A 16,371-nucleotide genomic window follows, 5' to 3' on the forward strand; every position below is an offset into this window, starting at 1 on the left:
TTTTGCCGGCGTTGCTGGCTTCTTGCGCGCGGCTGTTTTGGCGCTGCTGCTGTTAGTGCGTTTAGCCGGCGCATCCGAGACACGCATCTCGATGCGCATGTTCGCCGCTGCCGCCATATTGACGAGTGCATCAAGCGCGAACAGGTTGATCTTGCCACGCATGAGATCGGACACGCGTGGCTGGGTAACGCAAAAATGCTTTGCGGCTTCTGCCTGGCTCATTCCGGCACGTTTGATATGGTCCTTGAGCGCCATCATCAGGACTGACCGGAGCTTCATGTTCTGCGCTTGTTCCGGCGTGTCCTCTATGGCATCCCAGACGCTCGAAAATGTTTGATTGCTCATGGCTTAACCTCGTTCAATTCGCGATAGCGCCTGGTCGCCAGATCAAGATCAGTTTTGCGGGTCTTCTGCGTCTTTTTCTGAAAACAATGAAGAACATAAACCGCGTCGGCGAACTTGGCCGGGTAAATGATCCGGAATGCGCCGTCCGCGTCTCGAATTCGGATTTCCCGTACTCCTTGGCCTATCGTGTTGACTGGCTTCCAATCGTCCGGATCACGGCCACGCTGGACTTGATCGAGTTGATGGCCGGCGTCACGCCGAGCCGGGAGTGGGAATTCGCGCAAGTCGTCCAATGCATTGCCGCAGAACCTCAATGGTTTTCCATCGATCATTGATGGTTATACAAAAATTTGTATGAACGGGAAATCGGCTAACCCGGGAAGCCGTTGTTTATATCCCGAACGCGCGAGTCATGAGGGGCACAGATGGACGCCATTTGCGGTCGATCAGCATTCTCGTGCTGGCCGTGTGGATCGATGTCGTGTCGGGGTCGAATCGGCGGTGAAGGCGGCATCCGGCGGTGCGTCGTGCAAATGCTGACGCGCCGCCGGCTGAGCGATCAGATGCGCCCGTCAATCAACCAGGCGCTGTTTTCAGTTCACGCCGAGTAACGACTTGGGCTCCATGAATGCTTCCAGCCCGAACGTGCCGTATTCACGCCCGATACCCGATTGCTTGAAGCCGCCGAACGGTGCGGCCGGTTCGTGTGCCAACGTGTTGATCAGTACGCGTCCTGCGTCGATGCGAGTGGCGACTGCGCGAGCCCGCGCCGCATCGGCTGAGAGCACGTAGGCTTGCAGCCCGTAGCTCGTGTCATTGGCGATTGCAATCGCTTCCTCGATGTCGCGATACGCAATGATCGACAGCACCGGCCCAAAAATCTCCTCGCGGGCAATGGTCATGTCGTTGCTGACGCCGCTAAATACGGTCGGGCGCACGAACCAGCCGCGCTCCACGCCCTCCGGCCGGCCCTCGCCACCAGCAATCAGGCGCGCGCCTTCTTCGATGCCGATGCCGATGTAGCGCTGCACACGCTCCCACTGTTTGCGGCTGACCATCGGGCCGATTTGCGTAGCTGGATCGCGCGGATCACCGGCTTGCGTGCGAGCGACTTCAACGCGCACCTTCTCTTCGAATTCCGCAAGGCGGCTCTGCGGCACAAGAATCCGCGTACCGGCGATGCACGCCTGACCGCTGTTCATGAACCCTGCCTGGAGCGCCAACGGCACCGCTTGCGCGAAATCGGCGTCGTCGAGTATGACCGTCGGCGATTTGCCACCCAACTCTAACGTGACGCGTTTCAATGTCTCCGCGCCCGTGCGCAGAATCGTCTTGCCGACTGCCGTCGATCCGGTGAAGGAAATCTTCGCCACGTCCGGATGCGCGCTGATTTCCGCCCCCACGGTGTCGCCCCGGCCGGTAACGATATTGAACACGCCCGCGGGCAAGCCGGCCTCGTGCAGCGCCTCGGTGATGATGCGTGTCTGGAGCGCGCTCATTTCACTCGGCTTGATGACGGCCGTGCAGCCCGCCGCAATCGCCGCGGCCAGCTTCCCGCAGATAAAGCCGCCATTGCTATTCCACGGCGTAATCAGTCCGGCGACGCCGAGCGGTTGCATGATGACGTCGGCCGTGCCGGCGCGGCGGGTGAAATCATAGGTCTGCAAGACCTTGATGACTTCCGCCAGCACGTCCGCAGGGTGCTTCGCCATCCAGCGCGCGCGTGACACCGGCGCACCGTATTCCTCGACGATCGCTTCAAACAACTCGTCTTCTCTCGCCTGAACCGCGACGTGCATGCGTCCGAGCAGCGCGATCCGCTCCTCCTTGCTGGTGCGGGAAAACGCCGGGAAGGCGCGTTTCGCGGCTGCGATCGCGCGGCGAGCGTCTTCCGCGTCGGCCAGACGCACCTTGCCGATCACCGTTTCCTTAGCCGGGTCGTGGAGATCGAACCACTCCTCGCCGTGCGGGGTGACGAACGCGCCGTCGATATAAACCTTGTCGATTTGCTGCATGAAAGCTCCTACCCAGAAAGTTGTTGCCTCAAAGATAGGCTCAATGGATTAAGCCGACTAGCCATATAATCAAGGATGATTCGTTGAGCAGGATGGGATAATGAAGACGCCTGGTTTGAGCGAACTGGAGGGCGTGCTTGCGGTGGCGCGCCATCGCAGCTTTCGCACAGCGGCCACGGAACTTGGCGTGTCGACATCGGCGCTGAGCCATGCCATTGCGGCGTTGGAGGCACGCATCGGCGTGCGCCTCTTCAATCGGACCACACGTAGCGTCTCGTTGTCCGAAGCGGGCGCGCAATTCGTCGACAGTGTGGCGCCGGCGTTGTCGACCATCCGTGTGGCCATCGAGCAGGCCGGCAGCTTTCGCGACACGCCTGCGGGCACGCTGCGCATCAACACATCGACGGGCGCGGCGCGCCAGGTGATGCCCTTGCTGCTGGAATACCTTCGGCGTTATCCGGAGATGAAGCTGGATCTCGTCACCGAGGGGCGCATGATCGACATCGTGGTAGAGGGCTTTGATGCCGGTATTCGGTTGGCTGAGATTGTGCCGCAGGACATGATCGCTGTGCCGTTCAACCGGCCGCAGCGTTTTGCAGTCGTTGGGAGTCCCGCCTATTTCGCCGAACATCCGAAGCCGCGCATGCCGGACGATCTGCGTGCGCATCGTTGCATCCGGATGCGCATGCCGAGCGGGCGTATTTATCACTGGGAGTTCGAGCGGCGCGGCGAGACTTTCAGCGTGGATGTGCAGGGCATGCTGACGCTCGATGAGCCGTTGCTCATCATGGAGGCGGCGCGCGAGGGCTTCGGGTTGGCGTATATGAGCGAATGGAACGTGGCGGCGGATCTGGAAGCGGGCACGTTGCAGCGTGTGCTGGAAGATTGGACGCCGGCGTTCGACGGGTTATGTCTTTACTATCCTGGACGACGTCATGTGCCGGCGGGACTGCGGGCATTGATTGAGGTGATTCGGGAGGGCGGGTGAAAGCAAAAATCCGCCACGTCTCGCATTTTTCCGCCGTTCAAGCCAGTTGCGCTGCAGCGTGCCACCACGCGACGAATAACATTTAATGAACTGACACACGGCTCGCATCCGCCCTTTCCTCGAAGCGCCTCTGCCTGCACTGTGCAACTCGGCTGAAACCTCTTGGCTTTCAGTCCCCCACCCACTCTTCCGTCTTACTACTGTTCCGGCGAAACAAACTCCCGCGCCAGCCCGCGCTTTCACAGCGTCCCCGCCACCGTGCAAGCCGATCGAGCCATACGATGTTAAAGCGCAGAACCTTCCTGCTAGGCGGCGCCGGCGCGCTCGGTGTGCTGCTGGTCGGCTGGTCGGTGCTGTCGCCGGGGCAGCGTCTGACGCCCACCACGCCTTTGCCCGCTGAAGGCAACCAGGTCGCGCTCAACGGCTGGGTCAAGATCGCCGCGGACAACACCGTGACGATCATGGTGTGCAAAGCGGAAATGGGCCAGGGTATCCACACTGGCCTTGCGATGCTGCTGGCCGAAGAACTCGATGCCGACTGGTCGCAGGTTCAAGTGGAGAACTCGCCGATCGACAGGATCTACAACAGCGTGCAGAACATCGTCGACGACCTACCGTTTCGCCCGGACGACGACAGCACCGTGAAGCGCGCCACGGTCTGGATGACTCGCAAGCTGGTGCGCGACGCCGGCACGATGATGACAGGCGGTTCATCGAGCATGAACGATCTATGGACGCCGATGCGCGAAGCCGGCGCCTCGGCGCGCGCAATGCTGATCGGCGCGGCGGCTGCGCAATGGAAAGTGGCACCCGGCGAATGCCGTACGGAAGGCGGCTACGTACTGCACGCAGCGGGCCACAAGGCGAGCTTCGGCGAACTGTCCACGATGGCCGCGCAGCAACCGTTGCCACGCAAGGTCGCGCTGAAAGATCCCGCCGAGTTCAAATTGATCGGCAAACCGATGCGGCGTATCGAAGCCGCGTCGAAAATCAACGGCACGGCGCGCTTCGGCATTGACGCGCTGCCAGACGGTCTTATCTACGCAAGCGTGGTGATGTGTCCCACTTTAGGCGGCACGGTGGCGCATTTCGACGCCTCGCCTGCCAGGACCATGCCCGGCTTTATCAAGGCCTTTTCGCTGGAGCCCTACGCGGGTGGCAGCGGCGGCGTCGCGGTGATCGCCGATAACCCGTTCCGCGCGATGAACGCGGTCAGCGCTATCAACGTGGTGTGGAATGACGGCGCTGCAGCCAATCTGTCGAGCGCAAACGTGGACACCCAGCTCGCGCAAGCGCTCGATGACAGCGACGGCCACACCTACTACCACCGTGGCGACGTCGACGCCGCGTTGAGCGGCGCGGCGCGCACGATCAGCGCCGAGTACCACGCACCGTATCTCGCGCATGGCGCGGTCGAACCGGTGAGTTGCACGGTGCAGGTTGCGGATGGCGCGGCCACCGTTTGGGTTTCCACGCAAATGCCGGCGCTCGCGCGGCAGCACGTCGCGAAAGCGCTGGACATCGACGCCGACAAGGTCGACGTGCAAACGCAACTGCTCGGCGGGGCTTTCGGGCGCCGTCTCGAACTCGATTTCATCGCTCAAGCCGCGGCGATTGCGCGCGAAGGCGGTGGCCGCCCCGTACAAACAATCTGGTCGCGTGCGCAGGATTTCACCCATGATTTCTATCGTCCGGCGTGCGTGTCGCGACTCAAGGCCGGTCTCGACAAAGACGGCAAGCTCGTTGCGTGGCATGCCACTTCAGCGAGTCAGGCGATCGTGCCGGAAGCGCTCGCGCGTTACTACGGTGTGCCGCGCATTCCGATCGACAAGACCACGTGCGAGGGCGGATTCGATCAGCCCTACGAATGGCCCGCCGCGCGCGTGGCGCACAAGATCGTTGAATTACCGGTCCCGATTGGATTCTGGCGCTCGGTCGGCCATTCGCATCAGGCGTTTTTCACCGAGGGTTTTACCGATGAACTCGCCTTGGCCGCAGGTCAGGACCCGATCGCGTTTCGCGCATCGCTGCTCGCGCAGCATCCGCGCCATCTGGCGGTGCTAAGGCGCGTTGCAGCCTTATCGGATTGGGGACATCCCTTGACGCATGCCGCCGATGGCACAAAGCGGGCGCGCGGCGTCGCGCTGCACGAAGCGTTCGGGAGCGTCGTCGCGCAGGTGGCGGAAGTATCGGTCGGGGCGAACAGGCAGATTCGCGTGCATCGGGTGGTCTGCGTGATCGATTGTGGACTGCCGGTGAATCCAAACCTGATTCGTCAACAGATGGAGGGCGGCATCGTATTCGGCCTCTCGGCTGCGTTGCAGGACGAAATCACTATCGTCGGCGGGCAGGTGGCGCAGAAGAACTTCGTCGATTTCCCTGTCGTGCGGATGAACGACTGTCCGGTGATCGAAGTCGACATCATGCCAAGCCAGATGCACCCGCAGGGCGTCGGCGAACCGGCCGTGCCGCCGGTTGCACCGGCGGTGGCCAACGCGGTATTCGCGCTGACCGGCCAGCGCCTGCGCGCGCTGCCGTTGAGGGTTGCGTAAAACGCTCAGATTGACGGAGAAAACATGGGATCACTAAACATCAACGGCCGGGCGGTCGCTGTGCAGGCTGAACCGGACATGCCGCTTCTGTGGGTGCTGCGCTGCGACCTCGGCATGACCGGCACCAAGTTCGGTTGCGGGGTGGGCATTTGCGGCGCGTGCACGATTCACCTGGACGGCAAGGCGGGCCTTGCCTGCCAGACGCCGATGTCGAGCTTGCACTTGCAGAAGATCACGACGATCGAAGGCGTGCAGGGCGCCGAAGCGCAGGCGCTAAAAGCGGCATGGATCGATCTCGATGTGGTGCAGTGCGGTTATTGCCAGAGCGCGCAACTGATGGCGGCCTGCGCGCTGCTCAAACAGAAACCGCATCCCACCGATGCGGACATCGACGCGGCGATGTCCAACATCGTGTGCCGTTGCGGCACGTATCCGAGGGTAAGGGCGGCGATTCACCAGGCGGCTGCAAAACGGCGGTCCGCTTAAGGCCGGCATTACCGCAGACAGGAACGCCTGGGTGAGCCGGTCACGAGCCCGGCGGGCTCAGTTCGCCAGCATCTCCACGACCGCCACTACTACCGTGAAAACGCCAATGCAGCCGCCCAACGTGGCTGCGCCTTGCATGAAGTTCGACATACGTGCCCCGTAACGAGTAGTTGAAGGCTTGTATTTAACCTCAATTGAAAGGTAAAAGAAAGCTTATCAAAAATAGCGATTTACCCGGATATGGCGAGGCGCAATCCTCAGGCGATTGCCCGGTTCGCTGCCAACACGCCCCAATAGGACGCTTCCTCGAACAGCGACATCCCCGACAGATCGGCATGGGCGAACAGAATCGGGCCCGGGGCGTCGCGTAAGGCGAGCAGGCCGGGGCGGCTCAGGAAGCCCACGTCGGGCGTGGCCATGGCGTGACCGCGTACGGTGATTTCCAGCGCGGCGGCATGGCGCCACAGATCGCGGCCATAGGCCGGCACCAGGTCGATCGCTGCCTGGGCACGCAGGTCGTCGGGATGCGCGGCGGCGAGCCAGCGGCGTGTGTCGTCGGGCGCATCGAGGTTCAGTGCCTGGTAAGCCGAGAACACCGAGCGCTGCGGCGGCGACAAGCGGATCAATTGATGCGTCGAGACCACGTAGCCGAGACCGTCGCCACGATAAACGACGTTGTCCCACGCGAGCGGCACGCCTTGCGCTTCGCGCGGCATGCCGTCCATCAGGAAGTTGGACACCAGCCACGGCGCGCGCGGCGGCAGATCGCGTGCGGCGTCGAAACCGTAGGCGTGCAGCGATTGCGGCATCACGTGCTGCGCGACGAAGAGCGGCATGGCGCAGACCGCGCGGCGCGCTTTCAGCACGAAGGTGGTGGGCACGTTGTTGCTGTCGATACGAACACATAGCACCTCGACGCCGCCGGCTTTCTCGTCGACACGGGCAGCGAAGCCGGGCAGCGACCATGCGTGCTCGCCCACTCGCTTGCCGATGGACGCGCTCAGCCGGGTCACCATGCTGTGCAGGCCGTCCGGCCAGGTCAGCACCGCGCCATCCTCCGCGTTGCGCGCATGGCCGCCGCGCGCCGAAAAGTAATGCAAGCCGGCCCATGCGGAGACACGTTCGTAACCCGCGCCGAAATCGTCGCGGCAGGCGTAGTTCAGATACCAGTGCAGCGACGGCGCGGTATAACCCTCGTCGAGCAGCCATTGCCTGAACGAGCGCTTGTCAAGCGCTCGCCACCGCGCATCTTGCGACGACTGCGCGAGCGGAATGCAGAACACTTTGCGGCCGTCCTCGCCGAACGCCGTGCGCAACGAGTCGGTATAAGCGAAAAAACGCTGCTGCTGGGCGAGTTCTGCCTGGTTGATGCCGAGGGTGGGCACGAGACCGTCCTGCCACTGGCCGTCGATCAGCAGGCGCTCGTCAGGCGCATGCACAAGCACGCGTTCATCGAACACCGGTCGCGCTGTAAACGGATCGGCTTCAATCACGCCGAGGTCGGCGAGCATATCGCGCAGGTGCGTCGACTCCATCGAGGGCAAAGGCAGGTAGTGCGCGCCTTTCGGATAGCCGAGATCGCCATACTGGCCGCCCGCCGCATTGCCGCCGAACTCCGGTCCGGCCAGTACGACGAAATCTTTGTGCCCCGCACGCGCGAGTTGCCACGCGCACGACAAGCCCGCGGCGCCCGCGCCCAGAATCGCGATATCGGTTTCGATCGTGCCCGAGGGCGCCGGCAAGCTGCGATGGTCGCGCAGCGCGTGGCCTTCGCGCATGCCTGGGCTGTCGATCACCGGCGTCGTCTCGATCCAGCCGGTGCGGCCGCAGCCGGCAAGCGAAGCCGCCGCGCCGGCGAGCAGAAAAGTGCGGCGATCCATCAGCGCAGCACGTGCTTCCAGTCCTCGTCGAAAAGGCGGACGAGCGGCTGGTCGTTCAACTGGTTCGGCGCCATCGGCAAGGCCGGCATATCGGCGGGGAAGTGAAACATCTCGACGGCGGTTTGCGCGTCGAGCCAGCGCGTGGGCACCGAATAGTGCGTTGGGATCGTGTAATCGCGCCGCTTGCCCGCGATCACAAACCCCCAGTCGCCGAACGAAGGCACATAGCAGTGATACGGCCACGTATTGAAGCCCGCTTCGCGCAAGGTATCGACGATGGTCCAGTACGCGTGCGGCGCGAAATATGGCGAGGTCGACTGAATCACGGCATAGCCGTTTTCCGAGAGATGCCGCGAGAGCATCCGGTACACCGGCACCGAATACAAACGGCCCAAACCGAAGTTGGTCGGATCGGGGAAATCGACCACGATGGCGTCGAATACCTCGGCATTCGATTCGAGCCAGCGCACGGCGTCGTCGTTGATCACATGTACGCGGGGATCTTTGAGCGAGCCTTGATTGAGTTTGACGAGCGGCGCGGAATTCGAAAACAGGGTGGTCATCGCCGGATCGAGATCGACCAGCGTCACGCTTTCGATGTTGCGATGCTTGAGAATTTCACGCACGGCAAGACCGTCGCCGCCGCCAAGCACCAGCACATGTTTGGCCCACGGCAGCGCTTCGAGCGTCGGATGAATCAATGCCTCGTGATAGCGATGCTCGTCGCGCGACGAGAATTGCAGATTGCCGTTCAGGTACAGGCGCATGTCGTCGTGCCATTGCGTGAGCACGATGCGCTGGTACGGCGTGGTTTCGGAGAAGATCGTCTCGTCGCCATAAAGACCGTGTTCGGCCCAATGGGTGAGACGCTCCGAGAGCACGAAGCCTGCCGCGAGCAGGCTGATCACGAGCGCGGCACGGGCCAGCTTGGACGGCACATTGCTGATTTCGGCGCGGAACGTGTGCGTGGTCCACAACGCGACCAGCGCGTTGAGAATGCCGAACAGAAAGCCGGTGCGCAGCAGGCCGAGACGTGGCGCGAGCACGAGGGGGAACAGCAGCGAGACCGCGAGCGAGCCGAGGTAGTCGAAGCTCAGGACATCGCTGACGGTATGGCGAAACGCCTGGCGGCGCTGCTGGAACGCGCGCATCACGAGCGGAATCTCCATGCCGATCAAGGCGCCGAGCACCAGCACCACCGCATAGAGCGCCGCGCGAAACGGCGCCGAGAGCCACGCGAACACACCGAACAGCATGGCCGCCGACAGACCGCCGAGCAAACCCACCAGCAATTCGATATCGACGAAGCGATCGAGCACGTCGTCATCGTCGATGAATTTGGCTAGCCAGGAACCGACGCCCATCGCAAACAGATAACAGCCGATGACCGACGAGAACTGCAACACCGAGTCGCCCAGCAAATAACTCGACAGCGTGCTGCTGATCAGTTCGTAACCCAATCCGCATGAGGCCAGCACCAGTACGGAGAGAATCAGCGTGCGATTATGTTTATTCATCGTGCTGGGCACCCCGGTCCGATCTGGATATACTGGCGGCGATTTCTGCGAGCCGTCGATCGGCGCTGCCGGCATAATCAAGGCCGGTAGAAACGGCATGCGCGGCATGCAAAATCCGGGGGAATAAATGGGTGACGCCTTTTCTTATGGGATTCATTTACTGTCGGCTTTTGCGCTGATCCTCGGATTCGCGGCAGTTTACCTCAAGGTCACGCCGTTCGACGAACTGGCTTTGATACGCGAAGGCAATATCGCGGCACTCCTTTCCTTCGCCGGCGCGCTGGTCGGTTTCTGCCTGACGCTGGCCTCGAGCATCGCGCACAATTCCACGCTGCTGCTGGTGCTGATCTGGGCATTCGGCGCGATGATCGTGCAGGTCGCTACTTACGCTTTGCTTACCCGGCTTTTGCCCGGCATGAACCACGCGATCGAAACGCGCAATACTGCTATGGGCGGGCTGATGGGCAGCGCGTCGCTGGTTGTCGGGATTATCAACGCGGCCTGTCTGACCTGATTTCCGTTCAACCCAATTCACACAATTGCCTTGTAAGCGGGCGCCTCGCGCGAGGAGTGCAAAATGAGTCTCGGATCATTTATTCGCAAGCAATTCGTCGACGTTCTGCAATGGACGGAAGAGCGCGACGGCGTATTAGCCTGGCGTTATCCGATGGAAGACCAGGAAATCCAGTACGGTGGTCAACTCACGGTACGCGAATCGCAAATGGCGCTGTTCGTCAACGAAGGGCGGATTGCCGATGTATTCGGTCCAGGGCTTTACACCTTGAGCACCCGCACGTTGCCTGTGCTGACCAGCTTGCGCAATTGGGACAAGCTGTTCGAGTCGCCGTTCAAGTCCGACGTGTACTTCTTCAGCACGCGTTTGCAGCTCGGCCGCCGTTGGGGCACCCCGCAGCCCGTCACGATCCGCGATCGTGAATTCGGGCTTGTGCAGGTGCGTGCATTCGGCATCTATTCGTATCGCGTGGTCGACGTGCCGTCGTTTCATCGTGAGATCAGCGGCACGCGCGCGATCTACACCGTCGACGATCTCGAACAGCAATTGCGCAACCTGGTCGTGACCGCAATGAGCGTGGCGTTCGGAACGGCGGATGTCCCGTTCGTCGATATGGCCGCGAATCAGGAACTGCTGTCGCAGCGCATTGGCCAGGCGCTCGCGCCGGTATTCGCGCGCTACGGCGTTGCGTTGGATTCGTTCACCGTGCAAAGCGTGTCGCTGCCCGAGGCGCTGCAAAAGACGCTCGATGCACGTATCAGCGTCGGCATGAGCGGCGATCTGAACAAGTTCGCGCAGTACCAGGCCGCGCAATCCATCCCCTTGGCGGCGCAGAACGCAGGCGGCATCGCCGGTGTGGGTGCCGGTATGGCGGCCGGCGCGGCGATCGGTCAGGCAATGACGGGCGCGCTCAATCCGCAGACGCAGACCCAAGGGCAGACGGGACAACCCGCGCAAGCCCCCTCGAACGATTATGTGGAGCGCCTGCAGCAACTCAAGACGCTGCTGGACAAGGGCCTCGTCACCGAAGACGACTACGCAAAGGCGAAAGCCGAGATTCTCGCCAAGCTGACGAAATAAACACGCTCGATGTTCAGTACTTCGTGTCCACAATGCGGCGCGCCGCTCGAATTCCGCTCCGCCGCGGCGGTGATGGCCGTGTGCGAGTCATGCCGCAGCACCTTGCTCAAGCGCGGCGAAGCGGTCGAACGGATCGGCGAGATGGCCTCGGTGTTCGAGGACTATTCGCCGCTGCAACTCGGCGCCACTGGCCTCCATGCTTCGCGTACTTTCACGCTGCTAGGACGCATCCAGCTACGCTACGACGCGGGTTACTGGACCGAGTGGTACGCCGCTTTCGACGACGGCACGTTTGCGTGGCTCTCCGATGCATCGGGGCAATACGCGATCACCACGCAAAAGGATCTCGACGGTAACGGTAGTGCTCTTCCGTCATTCGATTCACTGAGCCCGGGCGTGCCGTTCGAATTCAGCGGCAAGCGCTATCTCGCGTCGGATATTCGTACGGCGCAGTGCGTTGGCGGCGAGGGTGAGTTGCCGTTTCGCGTCGGTGACGGCTGGCAGGCGCGTGTCGCGGATTTCCGCTACGAAGACAGGTTCGTCACGCTCGACTATTCCGATGCGGACCAGCAGTCTGGCAAACCGGTGGTGTATGAGGGCGAGTCGGTCGAGTTGGCCGCGCTCGCCTGCCAGGGGCTGCGCGACGAAGCGCAGATTCGCGAATCCGCCGGCCGTTATCGGGGCGAGCTTGCTGCATTCGCCTGCCCGAGTTGCGGGGCGTCGCTTGATTGCCCGGCCGGCGTGGCGAACTACGTGATCTGCGGATCGTGCCATGCGGGTGTCGATTGCAGCGCGGAACAGGCCACGCTGTTTTCGAAGCAGCGCAGCGTCGAGGCGATCGAAACCGCGCTGCAGCTGGGCGCGAGCGCCACGTTTGACGGCGCGAAATACACGGTGCTCGGTTTGATGCGCTGCCGTACGCCCGGCGCCGAATCAAACTGGGATGAATATCTGCTTCACAACCTCGAACGCGGTTTTCTTTGGCTCGTGCATAGCGAAGGCAACTGGGAGCGTGTCGATGTGCTGAACCGCTGGCCGATGATCAGCCAGGACGGCCAGGTGCTCGAGGCCGGCAAGACCTACCGCGAACGCGAGCGCTACGACGCGGAAGTCGTGTATGTGGCGGGTGCTTTCAACTGGCGAGTTGAGGTGGGCGACAAGACGTCGATCACCGATTTCGCGTGGCGCGACTTCAAGATGACGCGCGAAACCACCGCCGACGAAATCGTCTGGTCGTACGCAAAGCCTTTGAGCAATAGCAAGGTGGCCGAACGATTCGGCGTGCCGGACCTGTCGGTCGAGACGGCCAGCCGCGGTGCGGCCGGGTCTGCGAGCGGCAACGTGACGGGGATAAGCGAAGGGCCGAGGAAAGGCGCGTTCGGCCCGTGGCCCTGGATCGCCACCGTCGCGATGGCGTTTATCAACTTCAACAAACTGTTCGAATTCGACGGCTCGACGGTGCTGGTGATCGTCGGCATGGTCGCCTTGTGGGCGCCGGAGTGGATCTGGCGCGCGGTACATGAAGATTCTGCCGTGTCGCGCAAGAGCGCGTCACGAAGCACGTCGAGGTAAGCGTGAGACAGCTTTTATACGTGCTTTACGCGCTCGTTGTGGTCGTCATGTTCAGTTGCACATCCATGACCGGAAATGGCGGCGGCAGCAGCGGCGGCGGCTACGGCAGTACGTCCGCACGCAGCGGTTATTCATCGTATGGGGCGCATAAGTGAGCGCGCTGTCATGACATCCGTGCCCACTCCGCGCGAGGCCTGCGGCTCACATGTGCTGGCGGATCTGAGCGGCATCGCTGCGACGTTGCTGCGCGACGCCGCAGCGCTTGAAACGATTCTCGTAAGCGCCGCGGGTGCGGCTGGGGCGCGGGTGCTGTCGGCGCATTTTCATCACTTCGGCGGCGAACATGGCGTGACGGGCGTGGTCCTGCTCGCGGAGTCGCACATTACCATTCACACGTGGCCCGAGCATCGCTTTGCGGCGCTCGATATTTTCATGTGCGGCAAGGCGCGTCCTGAAGACGCGGCCGCGCAGATCGCACGTGATTTGCAGGCTGAGCTGCAAAACGTGCGGACCTGCGAGCGCGGTTTTCGGGTTGTCGGGTCGTTGCCGGGCTAAGGCGTCCCAAACCGAGTCAGGGCGCTTTGACGGCGGCCGTGGGCATGGCCTTGGCCGGTGCCGCAACAGCGGGCGTTGTGGCGCTGGGTCCAGGGTTAGATCCAGCGCTAGACCCAGCGTTCGACCCCACAGCCCCCGGCGCCGTTTGCGTATCGGTCTCCCACCCACCGCCCAGCGCGAGGAACAGGTTGACCTGATCGATGGCGACCTGACCTTCCGCGGCCGCCACCTGAGACTTCGTCGAAGTCAGCGTGCGCGTCGCATCCAGATCCGAAATGAACGACTCGCGTCCGGCGAGGTATAGCCGATGGGTTTCATCCGCCGACTGGGCGGCCGATTTTAGTGCGGCACGCAACGCGTCGGCGCGCATGGTGTCGGACGCATAGGTCGCGAGGCTGGTTTCGGTTTCGCGCAATGCGGTCAGCACCACGCCGTCGAACTTCGCCAGCGCGACGTTGCTCGAGGCTTGCGCTTCACGCACGCGGCCACGCGCGCCATTCGTCGGGAAGGTCCAGCTGATCAGCGGGCCGAACGCCCAGCGCGCGGTAGGCGACGTGCCGAGGTCCTCCAGAACCCCCGTCAAACCCGCCGATGCCCCGATGCTCACACTTGGATACAGCGCACCCGTTGCGACGCCGATGCGTGCCGTCGAAGCCGCCAGTTGACGCTCGGCCTCGCGCACGTCCGGACGGCGTTTGAGCAGCGCGGCGCCGTCGCCGATTGGAATCGGCTGACGGATTTGCGGCAGCGTGTTGCAGGCCAGCACGGCCGGCGGCAAATCGGACGGGGCGCGTGCGAGCAGCGCCGCGAGCCGGTATTGCGCAATCTGGCGCCGCGCCGTGTAACGGGGAATATCCGCCGCGAGGGTATCGACCTGGGTCTGGTTGCGCGTCACATCGGGTTGATTGCCGCGACCCGCGTCGCGCAGCCGGCGCGACACGTCCGCGCGTTGCTTCTGCAAGGCCAGCGACTGCTGCGCGACTTTGAGTTCCTCGGCGGCCGAGCATTGGTCGACATAAGAGCGCACCACGTCCGCGACCACCGTGATCCGCGCGAGATCGCCGGCCGCCTGCACCGCTTCCGTGTCCGCCGACGCCGCCTCGACACCGCGCCGCAGTTTGCCGAACAGGTCGATTTCGTAGGAGATGCTGATGCCGATGTCGCCCTCGTTGACGACCGGCAGCTTTTCAGTGAGCAGATACTGCTCGGCCGATTCCTGCGCGCGTTCGATGACCGCCGACGTCTTGCCGGAGAAGCCGCCCTGCGCCTGCGCCACACCCAGCGCTTCACGCGAACGTGCGAGGTTCGCCGCCGCGACGCGCAAGTCGGTATTCGATTGCAGCGCTTCGTCGACGAGGCTGTTCAGCACCGGATCGTCATAGAGCTTCCACCAGATCGCAGGCACGTTCTGCCGCGTGGTCAGGCGGGCATCGGCGCCTTCGATCGGCGCATTGGCAAGCGGGGCATTGACCAGCGCCTGCTTCGGCAGCGCGTAGTTGGGGCCGACGTTCATGCAGCCGTTGAGCGCGAGCGCTAACGGCACGAGCGGGAAGAACCGCAGCAGCGGCAATAAGGGCAGGGCGCGCGACGGCTTCATTGCGATGCGCCCGACGTGACGGCAGCAGACGCCGGTTGCGTAGTCAACGCGACGGAGGCAGCGGAGGCCACCGCGGCGGTGGACGTAGCCACAGCCGCCGAAGCATCCACCGCGCCTGAAGCGCCCGTAGCCGGGTGTCGCTTGCCGCTCAGCGACAAATCGAGCACCGATACCGTCGCCGTGCGGCCGGCGATCATGCGGAAGTCGGCCGGGACTTCGTCGAGCGCAACGCGCACCGGAATCCGTTGCGCGAGACGCACCCAGCTGAATGCCGGGTTCACGTTCGGCAGCAGATTCGTTCCTTGCGTGCGGTCGCGATCTTCGATCCCCGCGACGATGCTTTGCACGTGACCGCGTAGCACTTTCGGCTCGCCCATCACCTGGATATCGACCGGCTGGCCGATGTCGATACCGCGCAGCTTGGTTTCTTCAAAGTAACCGTCGACACGGAACGAATGCATGTCCACCACCGACAGCACCGCCCGGCCCGCGGAGACGAACTCGCCGGTGCGCGGCGCGCGGTCGTTCAGATAACCGTCGACCGGACTCACGATCGTGGTGCGCTGCAAATTCAGCCTGGCGGTGTCGATCGCGACATTCGCATCGGCCAGCGCGGCCTCTGCCGTTTCGACGCGCGAGCGGCTTTCTTCAGCCGTTTCCACCGCGACGAGGTTGCCGAGCTTGCGGTTACGCGCGTCTTCGCGGCGCGCCTGATCGAGCGTGGCGCGGCGTTGCTCCGCCGTGGCCTGCGCCTGGCGCAGCGCGAGCGCGTAGCGGGCCTGGTCGATCACGAACAGGACCTGGCCTTGCTTGACCTGCTGGTTGTCCACTACCTCGACCGATGAGATCAGCCCCGAGATATCCGGCGCAACCTGGATCACGTCGGCGCGCACGTGCCCGTCGCGGGTCCACGGCGCGAACATGTAATAGGCGACCAGTTTCCACAGCACGAAGGCTGCAACCACGACGACGATCAGGGTCAGCAGAATTTGACCGACGGAGAACCAGGTTTTTTTCACGTTATTAGTCTGTGCGAAACGACGACGACAAGGCCCAGCACCAGCACATAGATGCCGAGATCGAAGATGGAACGGTGCCAGACGAAGCGGTAAAAGCCGACGCGCGCGAGCACCGTGCGGATGGCGAGGTTGATCAGATAGGCGATCAACATCAGCACGAGCACGGCCGGCACGAACACGCCGAAGATATCGATTTCACCGATCATCGCGGGGGCCGGCAAAGGGTTGGATAGGGTGGTAGGACGGGCGCA

At 63.0% G+C, this 16,371-nt stretch carries 15 protein-coding genes and 1 pseudogene; 8 read left to right on the top strand and 8 right to left on the bottom strand.

Features of this window, described 5'->3' with window-relative positions; genetic code table 11:
- Positions 1-69: 69 nt before the first annotated feature.
- The 3 genes and pseudogenes from PQR67_RS11010 to PQR67_RS11020 all read right to left on the bottom strand — a co-directional run.
- Positions 70-345 (bottom strand): annotated as a pseudogene (locus tag PQR67_RS11010) (helix-turn-helix domain-containing protein); the annotation flags it as partial.
- On the bottom strand, positions 342-677 hold the full coding sequence (locus tag PQR67_RS11015) for a type II toxin-antitoxin system RelE/ParE family toxin (RefSeq protein ID WP_408458211.1): 336 nt from the start codon (positions 675-677) through the stop codon (positions 342-344). The pseudogene PQR67_RS11010 and the gene PQR67_RS11015, both read right to left, overlap by 4 nt.
- Positions 678-938: 261 nt before the next feature.
- Entirely contained in the window at positions 939-2,360 is a 1,422-nt protein-coding gene (locus PQR67_RS11020; protein WP_408458214.1) for an aldehyde dehydrogenase family protein, read from the bottom strand.
- 100 nt (positions 2,361-2,460) lie between these two features.
- Here PQR67_RS11020 and PQR67_RS11025 point away from each other — a divergent pair, with 100 nt between their 5' ends.
- From PQR67_RS11025 to PQR67_RS11035, 3 genes are all read left to right on the top strand, one after another.
- Positions 2,461-3,348: a LysR family transcriptional regulator gene (locus PQR67_RS11025; RefSeq protein ID WP_408458217.1), complete on the top strand. Its 888-nt coding sequence runs from the start codon at positions 2,461-2,463 to the stop codon at positions 3,346-3,348.
- A 281-nt stretch (positions 3,349-3,629) separates the two neighbouring features.
- Positions 3,630-5,900, top strand: a complete 2,271-nt coding sequence (locus tag PQR67_RS11030; protein WP_408458220.1) for a xanthine dehydrogenase family protein molybdopterin-binding subunit — start codon at positions 3,630-3,632, stop codon at positions 5,898-5,900.
- Between the two features lie 24 nt (positions 5,901-5,924).
- The gene (locus tag PQR67_RS11035) at positions 5,925-6,386 is read left to right on the top strand and encodes a (2Fe-2S)-binding protein (protein ID WP_408458223.1); all 462 of its coding nucleotides are present in this window, start codon (positions 5,925-5,927) and stop codon (positions 6,384-6,386) included.
- Positions 6,387-6,643: 257 nt separating this feature from the next.
- Here PQR67_RS11035 and PQR67_RS11040 read toward each other — a convergent pair whose 3' ends face one another.
- A complete protein-coding gene (locus tag PQR67_RS11040; protein ID WP_408458226.1) occupies positions 6,644-8,266 on the bottom strand; it encodes an FAD-dependent oxidoreductase in 1,623 nt (540 codons plus the stop codon).
- A complete protein-coding gene (locus tag PQR67_RS11045; RefSeq protein ID WP_408458229.1) occupies positions 8,266-9,783 on the bottom strand; it encodes a polyamine aminopropyltransferase in 1,518 nt (505 codons plus the stop codon). Before PQR67_RS11045 ends, PQR67_RS11040 begins: the two co-directional genes overlap by 1 nt.
- 127 nt (positions 9,784-9,910) lie before the next feature.
- Between PQR67_RS11045 and PQR67_RS11050 the strand changes: the two genes are divergently transcribed.
- The 5 genes from PQR67_RS11050 (at position 9,911) to speD (ending at position 13,504) form a co-directional block, all read left to right on the top strand.
- Positions 9,911-10,297 (top strand): DUF350 domain-containing protein, encoded by a 387-nt coding sequence (locus PQR67_RS11050; protein WP_408458232.1) that lies wholly within the window; start codon positions 9,911-9,913, stop codon positions 10,295-10,297.
- A 63-nt stretch (positions 10,298-10,360) separates the two neighbouring features.
- Positions 10,361-11,377, top strand: coding sequence for an SPFH domain-containing protein (locus PQR67_RS11055; RefSeq protein WP_408458235.1), 1,017 nt, complete (start codon positions 10,361-10,363; stop codon positions 11,375-11,377).
- A gap of 9 nt (positions 11,378-11,386) precedes the next feature.
- Positions 11,387-12,949, top strand: coding sequence for a DUF4178 domain-containing protein (locus PQR67_RS11060; RefSeq protein WP_408458238.1), 1,563 nt, complete (start codon positions 11,387-11,389; stop codon positions 12,947-12,949).
- A 2-nt stretch (positions 12,950-12,951) separates the two neighbouring features.
- Positions 12,952-13,104: a hypothetical protein gene (locus PQR67_RS11065; protein WP_408458241.1), complete on the top strand. Its 153-nt coding sequence runs from the start codon at positions 12,952-12,954 to the stop codon at positions 13,102-13,104.
- Positions 13,105-13,114: 10 nt separating this feature from the next.
- Positions 13,115-13,504 (top strand): adenosylmethionine decarboxylase, encoded by a 390-nt coding sequence (speD, locus tag PQR67_RS11070; RefSeq protein ID WP_408458244.1) that lies wholly within the window; start codon positions 13,115-13,117, stop codon positions 13,502-13,504.
- Positions 13,505-13,520: 16 nt separating this feature from the next.
- Here speD and PQR67_RS11075 read toward each other — a convergent pair whose 3' ends face one another.
- From PQR67_RS11075 to PQR67_RS11085, 3 genes are read right to left on the bottom strand one after another with little or no spacing between them, the layout of a single operon-like run.
- Positions 13,521-15,101 carry an efflux transporter outer membrane subunit gene (locus tag PQR67_RS11075; RefSeq protein ID WP_408458247.1) on the bottom strand — a complete coding sequence of 527 codons (1,581 nt, stop codon included), beginning with the start codon at positions 15,099-15,101 and terminating at the stop codon, positions 13,521-13,523.
- Complete coding sequence (locus tag PQR67_RS11080) at positions 15,098-16,120, bottom strand: efflux RND transporter periplasmic adaptor subunit (protein ID WP_408458249.1); 1,023 nt, start codon at positions 16,118-16,120, stop codon at positions 15,098-15,100. Before PQR67_RS11080 ends, PQR67_RS11075 begins: the two co-directional genes overlap by 4 nt.
- Entirely contained in the window at positions 16,117-16,326 is a 210-nt protein-coding gene (locus PQR67_RS11085) for a DUF1656 domain-containing protein (protein ID WP_007176114.1), read from the bottom strand. Before PQR67_RS11085 ends, PQR67_RS11080 begins: the two co-directional genes overlap by 4 nt.
- Between the last annotated feature and the right edge of the window lie 45 nt (positions 16,327-16,371).

Origin of the sequence: Paraburkholderia fungorum (assembly GCF_046026025.1) — a bacterium.
Classification (GTDB): Bacteria; Pseudomonadota; Gammaproteobacteria; order Burkholderiales; family Burkholderiaceae; genus Paraburkholderia; species Paraburkholderia fungorum_E.

What these genes read in the sequence shown, in the direction of transcription:
- PQR67_RS11035 (WP_408458223.1), top strand. Translation starts at nt 5,925, where the DNA reads ATGGGATCACTAAACATCAACGGCCGGGCGGTCGCTGTGCAGGCTGAA.
- PQR67_RS11055 (WP_408458235.1), top strand. Translation starts at nt 10,361, where the DNA reads ATGAGTCTCGGATCATTTATTCGCAAGCAATTCGTCGACGTTCTGCAA.
- PQR67_RS11045 (WP_408458229.1), bottom strand. Translation starts at nt 9,783, where the DNA reads ATGAATAAACATAATCGCACGCTGATTCTCTCCGTACTGGTGCTGGCC.
- PQR67_RS11075 (WP_408458247.1), bottom strand. Translation starts at nt 15,101, where the DNA reads ATGAAGCCGTCGCGCGCCCTGCCCTTATTGCCGCTGCTGCGGTTCTTC.
- PQR67_RS11085 (WP_007176114.1), bottom strand. Translation starts at nt 16,326, where the DNA reads ATGATCGGTGAAATCGATATCTTCGGCGTGTTCGTGCCGGCCGTGCTC.
- speD (WP_408458244.1), top strand. Translation starts at nt 13,115, where the DNA reads ATGACATCCGTGCCCACTCCGCGCGAGGCCTGCGGCTCACATGTGCTG.
- PQR67_RS11030 (WP_408458220.1), top strand. Translation starts at nt 3,630, where the DNA reads ATGTTAAAGCGCAGAACCTTCCTGCTAGGCGGCGCCGGCGCGCTCGGT.
- PQR67_RS11040 (WP_408458226.1), bottom strand. Translation starts at nt 8,266, where the DNA reads ATGGATCGCCGCACTTTTCTGCTCGCCGGCGCGGCGGCTTCGCTTGCC.
- PQR67_RS11015 (WP_408458211.1), bottom strand. Translation starts at nt 677, where the DNA reads ATGATCGATGGAAAACCATTGAGGTTCTGCGGCAATGCATTGGACGAC.
- PQR67_RS11025 (WP_408458217.1), top strand. Translation starts at nt 2,461, where the DNA reads ATGAAGACGCCTGGTTTGAGCGAACTGGAGGGCGTGCTTGCGGTGGCG.
- PQR67_RS11060 (WP_408458238.1), top strand. Translation starts at nt 11,387, where the DNA reads ATGTTCAGTACTTCGTGTCCACAATGCGGCGCGCCGCTCGAATTCCGC.
- PQR67_RS11020 (WP_408458214.1), bottom strand. Translation starts at nt 2,360, where the DNA reads ATGCAGCAAATCGACAAGGTTTATATCGACGGCGCGTTCGTCACCCCG.
- PQR67_RS11050 (WP_408458232.1), top strand. Translation starts at nt 9,911, where the DNA reads ATGGGTGACGCCTTTTCTTATGGGATTCATTTACTGTCGGCTTTTGCG.